12 protein-coding genes and 1 pseudogene are annotated in these 15,447 nt (G+C 55.4%); 7 read left to right on the top strand and 6 right to left on the bottom strand.

What is annotated here, in order from left to right; all coding sequences use genetic code 11:
* The first annotated feature begins 226 nt into the window (after window positions 1-226).
* Window positions 227-1,240, top strand: a complete 1,014-nt coding sequence (locus DM806_RS02395; protein WP_179041664.1) for an SLOG family protein — start codon at window positions 227-229, stop codon at window positions 1,238-1,240.
* A gap of 81 nt (window positions 1,241-1,321) precedes the next feature.
* On the opposite strand, the gene DM806_RS02390 is transcribed toward DM806_RS02395, so the two are convergent.
* Window positions 1,322-1,666: a hypothetical protein gene (locus DM806_RS02390; RefSeq protein ID WP_256869054.1), complete on the bottom strand. Its 345-nt coding sequence runs from the start codon at window positions 1,664-1,666 to the stop codon at window positions 1,322-1,324.
* Window positions 1,667-2,585: 919 nt separating this feature from the next.
* On the bottom strand, window positions 2,586-3,752 hold the full coding sequence (locus DM806_RS02385) for a Fic family protein (RefSeq protein ID WP_179041709.1): 1,167 nt from the start codon (window positions 3,750-3,752) through the stop codon (window positions 2,586-2,588).
* Window positions 3,753-3,988: 236 nt separating this feature from the next.
* Between DM806_RS02385 and DM806_RS27105 the strand changes: the two genes are divergently transcribed.
* The 5 genes from DM806_RS27105 (at window position 3,989) to DM806_RS02365 (ending at window position 10,640) form a co-directional block, all read left to right on the top strand.
* Complete coding sequence (locus DM806_RS27105) at window positions 3,989-4,702, top strand: hypothetical protein (RefSeq protein ID WP_256869053.1); 714 nt, start codon at window positions 3,989-3,991, stop codon at window positions 4,700-4,702.
* Window positions 4,668-5,675 (top strand): hypothetical protein, encoded by a 1,008-nt coding sequence (locus DM806_RS27100; protein ID WP_256869052.1) that lies wholly within the window; start codon window positions 4,668-4,670, stop codon window positions 5,673-5,675. The genes DM806_RS27105 and DM806_RS27100 overlap by 35 nt, the downstream gene beginning before the upstream one ends.
* A gap of 206 nt (window positions 5,676-5,881) precedes the next feature.
* Window positions 5,882-7,015, top strand: a complete 1,134-nt coding sequence (locus tag DM806_RS02375) for a DUF3427 domain-containing protein (RefSeq protein WP_179041663.1) — start codon at window positions 5,882-5,884, stop codon at window positions 7,013-7,015.
* A gap of 176 nt (window positions 7,016-7,191) precedes the next feature.
* Window positions 7,192-9,585, top strand: coding sequence for an ATP-binding protein (locus DM806_RS02370; RefSeq protein ID WP_179041662.1), 2,394 nt, complete (start codon window positions 7,192-7,194; stop codon window positions 9,583-9,585).
* Window positions 9,586-9,590: 5 nt separating this feature from the next.
* Window positions 9,591-10,640, top strand: coding sequence for a response regulator (locus DM806_RS02365; RefSeq protein WP_179041661.1), 1,050 nt, complete (start codon window positions 9,591-9,593; stop codon window positions 10,638-10,640).
* Here DM806_RS02365 and DM806_RS02360 read toward each other — a convergent pair.
* Complete coding sequence (locus DM806_RS02360; protein WP_218647309.1) at window positions 10,612-11,904, bottom strand: DNA cytosine methyltransferase; 1,293 nt, start codon at window positions 11,902-11,904, stop codon at window positions 10,612-10,614. The genes DM806_RS02365 and DM806_RS02360 overlap by 29 nt on opposite strands.
* A gap of 1,270 nt (window positions 11,905-13,174) precedes the next feature.
* On the opposite strand from DM806_RS02360, the gene DM806_RS02355 reads away from it, so the two are divergent.
* Complete coding sequence (locus tag DM806_RS02355) at window positions 13,175-13,597, top strand: tyrosine-type recombinase/integrase (protein ID WP_372859200.1); 423 nt, start codon at window positions 13,175-13,177, stop codon at window positions 13,595-13,597.
* Here the strand turns inward: DM806_RS02355 and DM806_RS02350 are convergent.
* The 3 genes and pseudogenes from DM806_RS02350 to DM806_RS02340 all read right to left on the bottom strand — a co-directional run.
* A complete protein-coding gene (locus DM806_RS02350) occupies window positions 13,581-14,507 on the bottom strand; it encodes a HEPN domain-containing protein (protein WP_179041659.1) in 927 nt (308 codons plus the stop codon). The genes DM806_RS02355 and DM806_RS02350 overlap by 17 nt on opposite strands.
* A gap of 83 nt (window positions 14,508-14,590) precedes the next feature.
* Entirely contained in the window at window positions 14,591-14,809 is a 219-nt protein-coding gene (locus DM806_RS02345; RefSeq protein ID WP_179041658.1) for a sigma factor-like helix-turn-helix DNA-binding protein, read from the bottom strand.
* Window positions 14,806-15,042, bottom strand: a pseudogene (locus DM806_RS02340) (zincin-like metallopeptidase domain-containing protein); the annotation flags it as partial. The pseudogene DM806_RS02340 and the gene DM806_RS02345, both read right to left, overlap by 4 nt.
* Window positions 15,043-15,447: the final 405 nt, after the last annotated feature.

The following is a 15,447-nucleotide window of genomic DNA, read 5'->3' as shown; positions in this document are numbered from 1 at the left end:
TTCGGCCACAACGAGTTGCGTCGGAGCCAAGCTCCGCCAGGCGAAAAGGGGCCGGCGGCGTTTGTCCGTTTCAGCGGCGGCGCCGGCCCCTTTTCACCAGGCTACCGGCGGGGCTCCTCGCGACCTTGACGATGAGGTGCCTTTCTAGGGGCAGCCAGGACGGGCCGGGAAGCGCCGTCACGCTGTCCCGGCCCTGAACCGTTATCCTCTCAACAGGAGCGATCCCATGAGCAAGCCAACAGCCTACCGGAGCGTTAGCAGCTTTGCCGACCTGCCGGAACTCTATGCCGACCTCATCGCCACGCCCGACTTTCTGGCATCGTTCGGCGATCCTATGCCGCTTACGATCATGGAGCGGGGCGAGGAACCCGCAGAACTCGACATGCCCGAACCCATCGCGGCGCAGGCGGAATGCGGCGGCATCATTGCGTCGATTTTCGACCTGTTCACCGATACCCGGCTGGAGGCGCTTGCCCCTGAAGTCGCATGGGGCATTGTCAATTCGCTGCATTTCGTCGCCGGAAAGCTGGAGCGGCGCGAAGATCAGCTTGCCGACAATATCCGCGATATGGCGCGGCGGACAGAACCGGGCGAAGTCTTCATGAAGGAACTGGAGGACACGCAGCTTGAATGCCAGTCCATAGCCGAACAGCGCGCCGCGATTGAGGCGATGCGGGACTATGCCGCCGCCATGTATCGCACCTGCTCGGGCCGCCCATGGTCCCCGGCGCGCGGGTCGCGGGCGTCGCATGTCACGACCGCAAGCCAGATATCGGCACTCGACTTCCTGCGCGTCCGGGCGGAAAAGCGGCGCGAGCGCTATGAACCGCAAGGCCCTATCGTCGTCGTTTCCGGTCCGCAGAACTGGCATGACGGGCGCATCATCTGGAACCGGCTTGAACAGATCAGGACGCGCATCCCGCGCATGTTGCTTGTCACCACCGGGCAGCGCTTGGAGGTGGATGCCGCCGCCGCCGCATGGGCCGCGCAAAGGGGCGTGCCATGTGTCACCTTCGGCATCTATGGGCGCGGGAAAGGCGCAGGCTTCAAACGCAATCGGGACATTGCCGCACTCATGCCGGTTGAGGCGATCCTTTGCGAAGGGTCGGGCATTCAGGCGAGCCTTTATGAACTGTTCAACCCGCAGAGCGGCCATCGCGTGCCCACTCATGTTTTCCTGGCGAGCGAGCAGGCACCCGACATTCCCATCAAGCGCAGGCGGCGCGTAATACCCGCCTAGAGACTACGACAGAAGAGGAAGGGACCGGCCCGCAAGCGCGCGCCGGTCCTTTTTTCGTGCCAGCGGCACGATACCATATCGCTAGGGCTGGACGACGGACAGCGTCTTGTCGTCGCCATTTGTTCCGCTGCCTTGTGGCGGCTTGCTTCGCGCCTCCGCAGGCTTCTTGAGTGGCGGCTGTTCAGGCGGCGCGCTGGCCGCTGACAATGGCTTTAGCGCTGCTATCGCAGCGCCGCCGCCGACTCGAATAGCGTGGCTGAGCACATCCCGAAATTCCCGTTCGCTCAGCCTTTCGACGGCAAGGTCCGTCGCGATTTTTCCGTAATGCGCACGTAAAGCCTGCCGCACCGTTTCCGCCTCTTGAGCAAGGCTTTGCTGGTCGGCCTCTATCTTCGCGAGCCGCTCGCGATCCGTCATCTTGGGCATGTATCGACTCCTCATTGCAAGGGGTCTGCCCGCCATCGCCAACTATTCTCCAAGGAGCAGGCGCTTGCAACGCTCTTCCCAGATCGCCCGCTTTGCCGACCGGCATGAAAACCCGTTCGAGGAGGCCCGCCCGCGCCGTCTGATGACGGACGCAGCGGCTGGGCGCTGCGAAGGGCGGACGCACGGGCCCAAGGCCGGTGTAATGCACCCTACGCTCACGAGCTGCCAATAAATTGCGATAATTCAAGAGGTTATGAATGAACGTCATTTCCTCTCAGGGCACATTTTTGCGTAAAATGTTGTGCCCGGTCAAGGATTATTCGCATTACAGTCTAGGGTTGTCGCCGTCGACCATTCTTCACTCTCGCATCGGAAACGGCTTTGATGATTTCAGGGAGCCGGTCAATCAGTCTCGGCAGCACTCGCCATACAAGGATCAGCAGTGTGAGAGCGAATAGCCCGCTGGCGCTTATGCCTCCTTTCAACAATGCTGCTGCAATCTCGAACATGCCGATATTCTCAACCACAGTTCAACGATAGATCAAGGGCAGTGCGGTTCAAAAAAGTGAAATAAAGCCGTTGACTCGGCAAACCCGCAGAAATCGTAGGATAATCAAATTATCATTATCTATCAGTATGTTGTGACTCACTTCATTTCGAAGTGGGCTTTAAGTCATAAGCGTTCCGATATCTCGAATGGCTGGCGAGCAACTATCCTCACTCATAATTTTCCATCAAATTACCGGCGCTATGATTAAGGGGTGCGGCGGGATTGAGCAGTTCGGTGGTAAGCGAACCTCCGCGCCAAACGTCTCGCGTTCGTTCGCAGCGCAGAAGGACGACGCAAACCGCTTATACTCGCAAACAGTCAGAACGAACCCGTCAAGGTAACTCCTTGGTGCGGCAAGCGTCCTGAATCCTAAACTGGGCGTTCGTGCCCATCTGACATCAGCAATCGAGGTTGGAGCAATGATTGTGCGGGGCCGCCAAGATTGATATGATAGCGGCTGGATTTTAGCGCGCCGGATGAGGTGAGCGCGCCGATCGCCACCAGTTCGTGCAGATCGCGCGTCGCTGTTGCGCGAGAGGTATCAGCAATCGTGATGTAATTCCCGGCACTGAGACCGCCCTTGAAGCCGTCGAGACCTTCCCGGAACATCCGGGCGATGACCTTAGCTTGCCGCTCGTTCAAGCGATCCCGGAAGCGGTCATAGAATTTGGTCTTCGTCAGGAGGAAGTCGATGAGCGCAAGGCTGTGGTCCTGCGCGTCGATCACTGTCTCTGCGAAGTATGCGATCCAGTCTGTGATTTCGTTCCGCTTGTTGGCGGCTTCCAGCGCATCGTAATAGGCCGAGCGCTTCCGTTGGATGATATGAGACAGGGCGATAAGGCTTGGCTGGCCGATAGCCTGTGACAGCGCCTTTTCAGCCAGCGCCCGTGCGATCCGACCATTGCCGTCCTCGAACGGATGGATACTGACGAAATGAAGATGCGCAACAGCCGCCCGCGTGATTGCAGGCAATGGAGTTTTGCCATTGGGGGCGGTTGCAGCAAACCATGAAATGAACCGCCGCATTTCCGTCTGCATGGAGGACGATGGCGGTGCTTCAAAATGCACCTTCGGCTTATGCAACGGCCCCGAGACAACCTGCATCGGGTCGTCATGATCGCGATAGCGGCCGATCGCTCGAACATCTTGCCGACCGTTGAGAACCATATGATGCCAAGCGAATAGCGTTTGATCGTTCAACGGTTCGGCATAGCCCCGATAAAGAGCAACCATCATATCCGCGATGCCGCGTTCGGCGGGCGGAATACGGCGATGATCGGTGTCCAAGCCGAACTGCCGACGAAGAGACGACTGGACGCTATCGCGGTTGAGTATCTCGCCCTCGATCTCGGAAGTCTTGAGCGCTTCCCCGGTCATCAGGTCGATCGTAAGGGACGCCCGGTCCTCGTTGCCAAGATGCTTGACGGAGCCGATGACGACGCCCGATTGCTGCAAAAACTGAGCCTCCGACGCCGCCAGTGCGGGGGCGTCCCATTCAAAATTTGGCCAGTCAGATTGTTGCCAGTTCCATTTCATGAGCCATACCGATGTCAATTATAGATCATAAAATGGCATAATTTGAGGTATAAATCCAACGTTTATAACTCAGGACTTTGCCTGCAAACGACCAAGCTGACAGCTAGCTTCCTGTCGATCAGAAAATGATCAGTGTCTAAGCGCATTTTATCGGACATTTTTCCGTCAGATAAGACGCAAACCGAACCTCCTTGACGTCATGCGATTTGCGCGCAGATCACGCGCACCCGAACCAAATGTCGGGTTATCGTAGCTATCATTCGGATTATCAAAAAATGTCATTGAAGTTACGCGGCGCAAGCCGCGACGGGGAGCAGCGCGAAGTGTCGAAGCGCGGGCGCAAGCCTACGCCGGTTGTTGAGAACCCCATGCCGAATACCGAGGAATGGATTGATCCGCCCGGTTTCCGGGAGGCCCTTGTGCTTCACCTGGGGCGCTTTTCGGAAAGCTATTATCAGCTTCACCGCGCCATCATAAAGGTGGGTGAAAAGCTAGATCGCTCGACCCTTCAATCCTGGGTCGAGGGACGCCGCGCACCCAGAAACGCGGCCAGTTTGGAAATCTTGGCACGCATCGAGCATCGCTACGGCTTGCCCGCGGGGTACTTCAAATCGAAACTGCCCAACCCGGCCCGTGCGCCATCCGGGTTTCTGATAAAGGGCGTGTCACCGGCGGAGCAGCGTCGCTTGGCATGGCATCTACCTGATGATTTCAATTCACGCTCTTTGAAGGAACAGGCGGAAATTCTCGATTGGGTGCAGAATGTGGTGATATCGGGTGCCACCGAGTATCCAGGGCCATGGGGTGCCGCTCAAGGATATGTCGTTCGCCATGCTTGTCTTCCCGCGTGTGTGGGACTGGTATGTCCAGTGGCGCGAACGTCGGCGCGGCTTCTTCACGCGGTGGGAGTGCGACATGCTGCGCAACGCCATGGCCTTGGTCCGTGCTGATACTGGATGGCTACGCCAGCATCCCGAGCTTGCCGCTCGTCTTGTGCCGATAGCAGGGCTTGTTTCTGCCGAGGAGGTGGCGTCCGCACGCGCAGATTGGCAGGGGGCGTGTGATTTCCTTCATGCGCACGCGGGCGCGCGAGTGAAAGAGGTTGACCGGGTTGCGCGCATTCATCGCGATCCGTTCGAACCGATTTTGGCGATCTTGGAAGCTCATAGCCCTGTTGCCGAATATCTGAAAATCGCCGATGAAATAATGAAGATTCGCCCAGATGCGCGGCGTTACCCTCGTGCAGCGGCGGAAACGGCACGTTCCTACCTCCTCATCCGATTGGGCCTTCATCTTGGACTGCGTCAAAAGAACCTGCGCCAATTGATGGTGTGTCCGCGCGGGCACCTTCCACGTTCGGAGCGTCAGCTTGAGGTGCAGAAGCGGGGCGAAATTCGTTGGAGCGAACGTGATGAGGGCTGGGAGGTTTTCGTGCCCGCCGTGGCATTCAAGAACGCCCATTCGTCGTTTTTTGCGGGCAAGCCGTTTAGGTTAGTTTTGCCCAACCTCGGCGGCCTGTATGATCATATCACCGAGTATATTGGGCGGCACCGATCCATGCTGCTCAACGGCGCAAACGATCCGGGGACATTCTTCGTCAAGACCGTCAAGGCCACCAGTCGCGACGCCTCGTACAACCAGTCCACATTTTACGAAGCGTGGCGATTGGTCATCCAGCGGTACGGGGTCTTCAATCCCTATACCGGGCGTGGTGCGATCAGAGGGCTTCTACCTCATGGACCACACAATGTGCGCGACGTTCTTGCCACCCATATCCTCAAGCATACCGGCTCCTACGAACAGGCAAGCTATGCGATTCAGGACACCCCGGAGATGGTCGCAAAGCATTACGGCCGCTTTCTACCTCAAGATAAGGCGGCGATGGCAGCGCAGATTCTGAATCAGGTTTGGGAGGCGGCATAGCCAGAAACGGGGCACGGTGCCTTAGCCGCGCCCCATCACCTGTTTCCCGACGCTGGCCCAGTGAATAAAGTCAATCCTACACCTGACTGCGCTCTACCGGAGATCAATTAGGAATTGCGAAGTCTTAATTTTGGGTGCGCTATGGTTGAAAGGAAGGTGGGCGAGCAGCTAAGGACGAGTGGCGCTCGACAAAGGAGTAGAAGCACTTGGCAACTGGCGGCAATCTTGAAGACCTAACTAGCGTCGCGGCAGTACGAAAAGCGATGAAGCAGTTCCGCGAGTTAGGCCGCGATGCGTTCATTGCTGAGTATAGCGCTCCAGAGGCCGCTTTTGGGCGCTCAAGAGATCACTTTGTTGTTGAAGACGGAATTGGGTACGACAGTAAACCGCTGGCAGCAGCGGCATATGGTTTCCAGCACGGGCGGAAACACGCTTTGCATTCAGATGACTTTTATGGCGGCCCGCCCGTCATCAGGCGCATGGCAGCGCTGGGGTTCAAGGTGTCAAATTGGACGTCGCCGAGTTTAATTCTCGACAAAATTTATACGAGAAATGATCTTCGTGAAAAATTCAATATAACAGATGCAACTATTGATAATGGAGTTTTTCGTCCAAAGGGCACAAATTCTATTTGGCTGTTCGTAACAAAGGAAAAAACGAAGGATCGTACGCAGTACGAAGATCGTTTCGAGGGTGATATTCTTTATTGGCAGGGGCAATCGAAGGGAAGAACCGATGGAGTAATCATCAATCACGAGGATGTGGGCGATGAATTGCTTGTATTTTTTCGCGACAGTAAGCGGCAGCATCCCGGAGCCGGATTTCGGTTTGAAGGCCGATTTCGATACGTGTCCCACAGCAATGGGATGCCGACCGATTTTATATTGCAGCGATGGACGGAACACGAGCAGGCCAATCAACCGGAGGATAATTTCGATCCTCATTCCGTAGAGGATGGTCGCAAGAAAATTTGGGCGCAGGTGCGACGGCGTCAGGGGCAGCCAGCATTCCGTAGGAAATTGCTTCGCGCTTATGGAGGGAGGTGCGCAATTACGCGGTGCCCGATTCAGGCCTTACTGGAAGCAGCTCATATTCGGCCATACTTAGGGGCTCAAACGAACGTTACGCCAAACGGCTTGTTGCTTCGGGCCGACATTCACACGTTGTTTGATTTGGGTCACATTTCAATTGCGGCCGACATGTCCATTCTTACAGCCGCGCATTTGATCGGAACCGAGTACGAGGGGTTGGCGAAATCCAAACTGAGTTTGCCATCGCTAGCGGTCGACTATCCGAGTGGCAACGCGCTAGCTTGGCATCGAATGGAGCATCATTTCTGATAGGGATCATTGGCTCAACGTCATGTTGCCTTGCATAAAGGTGGAAATTTATCGGTTTTCAACGGAGTACGCTAGGCGATCCTGAGCATGGGCTAACCGTCAGTAGATCGTAGAAAATTTTACTATGTCGCAAAGCCGCATTAAAGGAGAGGCTAGCGTCAGAAGAGAGTGGGGAATTGGATTTGGATTCAGCTGAGATGCCTCGCGGTGAGATCAAGCAAACCGGGGCGATGCCTCTCCACTTTCGTATCAGTTCCGCTCTTAAGCGGGTGATTGGTCGCGACCTCATCACCGACGAGTTTGTGGCAATCTTCGAACTGGTTAAAAATTCATTCGATGCTCAAGCCAAAACCGTTGAAGTGGCGTTTGTCGATGGCACCTTATTCATCACCGATGATGGTAAAGGGATGTCGTTCGAAGATATCGAGAATAAATGGCTCTTCGTGGCGTATTCAGCCAAGCGCGACGGCAGCGAAGATGCAGCCGATTACCGAGATAAGATCGGACATAAGAGAAGCTATGCAGGTAGCAAAGGTGTAGGTCGATTCTCGTGCGATCGCTTGGGACGAAAACTCAGGTTGCAAAGCCGCAGGGCTGGCGATTCCAGCGTAACATTGTTGAATGTAAATTGGGATTTGTTTGAAGCCAACTCCCAGGACGAGTTCATAGATATTCCCGTTTCTCATTCTTCTATGGGTGAATTTGATCTTCCTGCCGAAGTGACGAAGATTAAGTATGGCACTGTTTTGGAAATTGGCGGTCTCAGAGAAGACTGGCCGCGTGACAAACTGCTAAAATTGCGTGCTGCCCTTGCGAAGTTGATAAATCCATTTGGTACTGCGGATCATAAATTCGTCGTGAATTTGACTGCTCCGCATGAAGATAGGGTAGATCAGGCTGAACGGATCACCGCCCAGCAAAAGGGCAACACTGAGGCGGTAGATATTGTAAATGGTCCTATCAAGAATTTCATATTTGAGACACTTAAAGGGAAGACGACTCATCTATCTGTAGAAATTTCGAAAGATGGTAAATTTCTATATTCCGAATTAAATGATCGTGGCGCACTTATTTATAAAGTGCGCGAGCCAAATCCGTATCCACTTCTGTCAGGTTCTGAATTTTCGAGCAATTTATTCTATCTTAATCGATCGGCCAAGGCAACCTTCGCAGTAAGGATGGGAGTCCCGTCAGTTCAATTTGGATCGATATTTTTATTCAAAAACGGATTCAGAATATTTCCGATTGGCGAACCTGGTGTCGATACCTTTGGCATCGATCGGCGTAAGCAACAGGGTTATGCTCGCTTTTTAGGTACTCGTGATGTGATCGGCCGCATTGATATTTCTGGCGACGATGAGCATTTTCGGGAGGCAACCAGCCGAAATCAAGGGCTGATCGACACGCCAGCATACGAGCAGTTGACTGACTGCTTTGATGAAATGTGCCTTCGCCGTCTGGAGCGATATGTCGTGGGGGTGAATTGGAAAGACCCTCTCGATTTAGAGGTTGAGGATACGTCTAGGCTGAAAGGCGACCATGCCAGCGCCCGGATCACAGCCATTGTCACTCAGTTGGCGGGTGCAGATGGCGTCGAGTTGCTCGACTACAACCGAGAGCTTATTCGAATTCTCAACGAGCGATCGGATGAATTTTCGAAATCCCTCTCCGGCCTAAGGCTGCTTGCAGAAAAATCCGACAATAAACAACTTTTGAACGAAATAGACGCAGCCTCCACTCGCTTTAATGAACTGCAACGCGCAGAGGCAGCTGCGCGCGAGGCGGCAGACCGCGAGCGAATTGCGCGACGGGAAGCGGAACGACAGGCGAGAGACGCTGCGCTGCGTGCAGATCAGGCGACCAAAAGTTACGTTGAAGAGAGAAAAAGAAATCTATTCCTGACATCCCTTTCTTCACTTGATCGAGATACAGTCGAAATTTTGCACCACCAAATTGTCATACACTCTGCTGCGATAAATGAGATCATTGAAGGTCAGTTGGAGAATATCCGAGCAGGACACATGCCATCGTTGGATGATCTATTGACGACATTCGACAATATATCATTTCAAAACAAAAAAGTCCTATCTACTGCTCGATTTGCTACAAAGGCGAACTTCAGACTGGACTCGGAGAATATACAGGAAGATTTGGCGCTCTACATTGAGCAATATATCGAGCAAGTCGCTCCGACGTTCGCTGAAACTGGAATAAAGATTTTGGTCGACAGCGAAGCCAAGTCATTGGTGAAGACGTTCAAGCCGATCGAAGTGGCAATCGTGATCGACAATCTTATCAGCAACGCTGGCCGCGCTGATGCGGGAACGATAAAGTTTTTCATTGATCAGCCGTCGGCGAAGGAACTTCGGATTGTTGCGGATGACGATGGACGAGGGTTTTCAGACTCGATAACGGATTTGCATCGCCTGTTTGAAAAGGGTTTCACAACTTCTCTTGGATCGGGATTGGGGCTTTATCATGTCGCCGAAATTCTCGATGACATGAACGGTTCGATCGCGGCGGAGCGGTTGCCGAACGGCGCGCGATTTGTCGTTCGGATTAGGGGGTAAATTCGATGAGGCTCGACTACCGTATCCTTTGGTTTGATGATCAGCCTAACAATGCCAAGCCGGTCGAGAACCGTATCCTAACCGGCCTTGCTAGGCTTGGCTTTGAGCCAGAAGTGACTATGCGCGCGCCTGTAGCGGGGGTTGAAGACCCATTGACCGACTTACCAGATCAAAGCGATGTTGATCTCGTCCTCATGGACTGGCGTCTGGGCGGTAGTCACGACGGAGCCAAGCTGGCGCGGCGTATCCGACAGAAATTCCGCGACACCGACATCATATTTTACAGCTCAGAGTCGCCTCAAGCGTTGCGTAAGGCGATCTTTGATGAAGATCTTGACGGCGTTCATTGCGTGAACCGCACTGAATTGGGCATTCGCACGATAAGCCATATTCAATCGCAAATGAGAAAGGTTCTGGACCTAAACCATATGCGCGGAATTGTGATGGCCGCGACTAGCGATTTGGATCAGGCAATGATTGATTGTCTGGAGGTGGTTCAGGCTGTCGTCTATCCGGCAGACGCGGCATCGTTCGCTAAATTGATTGGCGAGAAAGTTGCTACCAGTATGCGTAGCAAGGCAGATGATATAGAAAAATTAGGAAATAAAGGCCGCCTTGATAAACTTCTGAAAGAGCCAGCATTTGGAGCCGCTATTCGATTGACGGTTCTTCAGGCGGAAATAGAGAAAATCGCGGATAAAATTCGAGAGACCCATCTTTTAGATGCGCTAGGTCGGTATGCGCAGGAGGTCATTACGCCGCGCAATGACTTTGCCCATCGTCGCGCATCGATGAAGGAAGGAAAGCTAGTTCTCGAAGGCCGCAACGAAGCCTTTGATCAGAATAGCATGATCCAACTTCGCTTGAAATTATTGAGCCATGCGGACAATTTGCAAACACTTCTGGCCATATTGAAAGAAATGGCAGAGGCGCATGGAGAGACTGCGCTGGCTGATCAAATTGAAGAAGTGGAAAAGGTGGTCGAGCAAGCGGTAGAGTCGGTTGCTGCTCCTTCACCCGATTTCCCTACTGGCCATCCATTGGCGGCCGATTAAGATGTCTAATCAGGCGCGTCCCCAATATTTGAGCCAGCAATGGCGGTACGGCATTCGCGACCTGTGTAAATCGGGGTACTTCGACGCGGCGTCGAAGACCGCCGGTCGTATACTTTCCGCAAAATTTGAACCAATCTGGGAAGGTTTGTAGCCGGGCATTTTCCCGAACGGTTAACGTCCGTGGCTCTGAATAATGAATTAGGTCGTCCGGCATACTCGTCACAGTCGGGGAGGGTTCTTTAGGGTCGAGGACCCTCGTAGCCAGTTTTTTGAGACCGAATTGATCACGCATCGCTTGCGAGAGCGAGCGTGTGGAGCGTTGTTGTTCCCTGCACATTTCAATTATCTCAGCAAATCTTTCGCGTATCGGCGCGCGATGATTTGCCAGACGAGTGCTAGACGGCGGTGTATCACTTCCATCGCGGCACCAGCGCTGGAATGGGGTTAGTGGCCCCACATATCCGATTGCTTCAAAACCCTTGGAATCTGGGCAGTTGATCAACGGATTTCTGCCGATTTCCAGGTCAGAGAGCGCATCCGAAGCGGTGCTTTTCAACGGCAAGTTGAGAGACCTGAGAACTTCATCCCTTGTCTGGTCCAAAAGATCGAGTGGGCTATCGCTTAGATCGCTGTCAATGCGGACGCCGACAAGAATGAATCTCGGGCGAGCTTGGGGAACGCCGTAGTCGGACGCTTTGAGCAAAATCGATTGAACATGATAAGAGGCGGAAAGCCGTCGTGTTATTTGCGCTGCGACGTTTTCTCGGGCGCTTCTGCCATTCTTGGTATTCGCCTTAAAATCTTGCGTGAAACCTTTGACATTTTCTAATAGAATCAAGCGCGGCTTGAGAACGTCCACCAGCTCAAGATAGCGTTCGACCAATGCGTTTCGTGGATCGTCCGCCTTCCGGCGACCCGCGCTTGAGAACCCTTGGCATGGTGGGCCGCCGGCAAGCAAGTCAACCTTTCCGCTAAGCTGCCGAAGCTGCTCAATATGCTCGCTGAGTAGCGCTTCCACGGTCCAGGGTTTTTTTTCTAACCAGTCTGGCCATGTGTAACGGTATCGGCTCGCGTCCCCGAGAAAATTCTCCTGGAGCGTCTGAAATGCGGATTCATCCTTTTCAATTGCGAAAAGGCCCGACCAACCTGCTCTATCCAGGCCTAAGCTAAGACCACCGCATCCCGCAAAAGCGTCCACATAGACGGGCGGCGTAGCCTTCGCCGTCTCCATGCCTAAACCCTCTATGATTGCAGCGGTTTTCATAATTCGGTCCCCTTCCGAATCATAAGAATCGAGAACGCAACAAAGCGCCAGGCTTATTTTCATCCCGGGCATAAAAAGTGCGAATCGGCAATATTCCCCGGCTCATAACACCGCGCGAAAGTCTGAATCGCTAGAGGTGGTCAAGAGAAATTTTTCGGGCTTTCGGGGGCGTAATCTCTCCTCGTATGGCGAAAGCCCGATGTGCCGGGACTTTTGGCGGATTTATTGTTTCGGAAACGGAATAAGAATTTTCCGTCCAGATAGATGGTCTGAATTATTGTCTGGCCTTGGGACTGTATGAGCCGCCTTCGATTGAAGTGTCTTGGTTGGCCAAAACAATATTCTCAATTCAACCGATGTTGGGGAGAAGAGTGTGGGCGTCCCGCTCAAGGCGGGCGCGCTCTATTCCGCTTCGCTCCACCGAGCCTGCGCTACGCTTGTCTCGGCCCTGTCGGGTAACGATCGCTGACGCGGCAGCCTCTGGCTGCTGGCGGCCATCGCGTACCGCGATGACGTCGTTATCCGGCCTCCGGCGCGGCGGGGTGGGCGGCGTTCCCCTATAGGCCCACCGCGTCGGGCCGCAAGTCGGGGCTTTGCGCAAGCCATGGGCGCCCGGACGCTGCCTGATGGATGCACTGATCGATCGCCTTCTCGGCCTCTACGACGCCTTGGCTCCCTATAACGGCTTCGGCGGCTGTAACCTGCCCAATGAGCACAGCTGCTAGGCAGCAACTCATCAGCGATGCACGATGCCGCCCGGTCATCGATCGCGCCCTCGGTCGCAGCGTGCCTCGTCCGTCCGGTCGGGTTCTTTGGGACGGGAGATTTCCGGTTTGGGCTTGTTCCGCAGCATACGGTCGATGAGGGCGGTGAGCGTTTCCGTTGCGCGGAGCCCCGCGCCAGCCAGACCTTTGCGGTCGCTCCCTCTATAAACGCCTCGCCGCTCAGCACCTAGAAGGGCCAATTCTCGCCGCTGCACGTCATAGAGGTCGCGTTCCTTCTGGATGCGAACAGCCTCTCGATCGAGCCGGGCTTCCGTCCCGCTCCGCCTGATCATATCCATCCCTTCGAGGGAGGATGTCTTCTGACCGGTGTTATGCTTCAATTTGTCGACGAGGTCCGCTCGATCCTCCGTCCAAAGCGTCACACTATATTCCGCGCGTGTGATCGCAGTGTAAAAGTTCTGTCCAGTGACGAGCGGAGAGCCGACCGGCGCAAGAACGAAGACCCGCGGATAGGTTTTCGACTGTGAAGAGTAGACCGTCTCCGCATAAGCCTGCGCGATAGCAAGACGGGACCGCGAGACGTCATCATCGGCGCGCCCGTCCGCCGCTTCCTGAGAGCGCAAAAGGTTCGCGGGAAACGATGGCGATCCGCGCTCAACCCGGAACGGGTGTTTCCGATGATCGAAGAAGGAGAATATGAGGCCGTCCGTTCCGTCTGGACTTCGGTACGGCGGGAAGCCGACCTGCCGCCGAAACTGCGCATCCACGATCTGCGCCATAGCTTCGCCAGTCATGCCGTCATGTCGGGCGAAACCCTGCTGACTACCTCCCGCTTGCTGGGGCATCGTCGGATCAAGACAACGGCTCGCTATGCGCATCTGGCAGACGACGCCCTACTGGCGGCGGCCGAAAAGGTCGGCGCAATCCTCATGAAACAGGTAGCGGGCGAGGCTACGCCGCGTCGCTGAGGGCAGCCTCAAGGGCCGCGATCTTCTCACTGCAAACGGTGTGGACGACGCGGCCTAACTCCTCGACCTGCGCGCCAAGCCAGGTCAATTCCTCCGCGCTGATCGCGTAGTGCTTGGAATATCGCGCCTTCACATAGGCGTCTTTCAGCTTTTCGAACATCGCCCGTTCGGCCCGCGTATCGCGTGGCCAGACGTTGAACAAACGATAGTCCAGACGCTCAGCTTGTGTTCGAAGGAAGCTCAGATTGTGGACATGGGGGGTGTAAAAGGTCGTAACAAGCAGCACACCATGGTAGAGGCATTCAGCGGCTTGGTGATAGTTGAATGCGGCCTCCTTCAACCTCCCTTCCCGCTGGACATAGCGAGCGGTGTCTAACCGCCCTGCGCCGCTGGGGAACCACTCCTCAAAATATTCCCTCGCCATCGCCAGCGCTTGCGCTGGCGTTTTCGGCTTTGGCTGGTGCAGTTCGCTTTCGTCGGCCTGATAGAGCGCAATCCCCTCATCGGCGACGTCCATGAAGAAATAGCGCCCGTGCGCCAGCCCATCGTTCACCTCTTGCAGAGTGTGAACGATGAAATTCACCGGGGTCTTGAGCGTCTGGGTGATGGCCAGTTCGCGCATCAGCCGCTCGTCGGTCTTCTCCCAATATTGGACCCGGTCGGTGAGTTCCTTCTGGTTGACGATGATGAGCAGGTCATAATCGGACTTGTAGCCCTTGGCCGTGTGCGGCTCGTCAACCCATCCGCCCCGCGCATAGCTGCCGTAGAGGATGATCTTGTGGATACGCCCCGCCTTGCGCTTGCCGGTGGCGAGGTTGTTGGCGTCGCCGAATTCCTCGAAGATGATCTGCACGACGCGCTCAAGTTCGCGCTGTTTGGAGGCTGGCAGATGGTCGAGGTCGGTGCGCATTGCACCCCTCCTAGCCAAACAGCGCCCGTCCACCAAATGAAGATGTTCGGACGCCCTTGGCCAACTATCGCCAAAATGGCGATTCATTGCGGAGGCCCGTCAATCTCCCGCACCAGATGCTTAAGCGCGGTGGCGAAATGCCGCTCTACCGCGCCCACATCCTCCCCGATGCGAAAGGCGATCTGCTCATAGTTCAGGCGATCGAGGCTGTGCAGCAGGAACACGATGCGGGGGATGGAGGGAAGTCCTGCCAGCGCCGCGCGATAGCGCTGACGCTCTGCGGCATGGCGATCATGGGTCATGCCGTTTCCTCCCCCTGCTCTTCCCTATCCCGGAAGGCGAGCAGATAGTCGGCGGCCTTGCTGGCCTGACTGGCAGCGCGAAAGATCGCCTTGCTGTCCTCGCGCAGGACGGAAAGCCATGCGCCCAGATAATCGGCATGGCGCACGGTCGGCACGATGCCCAATTCCGCGCAGAGAAAGGCGCTGGCCATTTCGGCCACCAGTTCCTCCCTCGCATAGGCAGGACTGCCAAAGCCGGTATCGGGCACCGGCCGCCGGAGAGGCGGGGTGGGCGGCAAGGCGTGGACCGGCAGGCTCACCGATGAAGTCGGGCTGCATCCGCAGGACCGAAACGAAGTGGAGGAGTTGGGGCGAACCCTGCGGGCCTTGAGGAGGCAGGAGGGGGGATGGATTGGTGCGGAAGTGAGGAATGCAGACGGCTCGGTAGATCTGGGGCCGATGCAGGTGAACAGCTGGTGGGTTCCTCGTATCGCTCGGCTGATCCACCGAAGCGAGTCGCAGGTAAGATCATGGCTCCGGAATGACCCCTGCTTCAACGTAGACGCTGCCAGATGGATATTTCTTTCGGCGCTCCACGAAGCGAAGGATTTCTGGCGGGCCGTCGGCATCTATCATAGCCCTACTCGCTGGCGGCAGAT

This window comes from Sphingobium lactosutens, assembly GCF_013393185.1.
GTDB lineage: Bacteria > Pseudomonadota > Alphaproteobacteria > Sphingomonadales > Sphingomonadaceae > Sphingobium > Sphingobium lactosutens_A.
The sequence above is the reverse complement of the archived record's forward strand: the minus strand, read 5'-3'. Positions and strand labels throughout refer to the sequence as shown.

Coding starts and splice junctions, on each gene's coding strand:
- DM806_RS02395 (WP_179041664.1), top strand. CDS start 227: ATGAGCAAGCCAACAGCCTACCGGAGCGTTAGCAGCTTTGCCGACCTG.
- DM806_RS02390 (WP_256869054.1), bottom strand. CDS start 1,666: ATGCCCAAGATGACGGATCGCGAGCGGCTCGCGAAGATAGAGGCCGAC.
- DM806_RS02385 (WP_179041709.1), bottom strand. CDS start 3,752: ATGAAATGGAACTGGCAACAATCTGACTGGCCAAATTTTGAATGGGAC.
- DM806_RS27105 (WP_256869053.1), top strand. CDS start 3,989: ATGTCGGGTTATCGTAGCTATCATTCGGATTATCAAAAAATGTCATTG.
- DM806_RS27100 (WP_256869052.1), top strand. CDS start 4,668: ATGCTGCGCAACGCCATGGCCTTGGTCCGTGCTGATACTGGATGGCTA.
- DM806_RS02365 (WP_179041661.1), top strand. CDS start 9,591: ATGAGGCTCGACTACCGTATCCTTTGGTTTGATGATCAGCCTAACAAT.
- DM806_RS02360 (WP_218647309.1), bottom strand. CDS start 11,904: ATGAAAACCGCTGCAATCATAGAGGGTTTAGGCATGGAGACGGCGAAG.
- DM806_RS02350 (WP_179041659.1), bottom strand. CDS start 14,507: ATGCGCACCGACCTCGACCATCTGCCAGCCTCCAAACAGCGCGAACTT.
- DM806_RS02345 (WP_179041658.1), bottom strand. CDS start 14,809: ATGACCCATGATCGCCATGCCGCAGAGCGTCAGCGCTATCGCGCGGCG.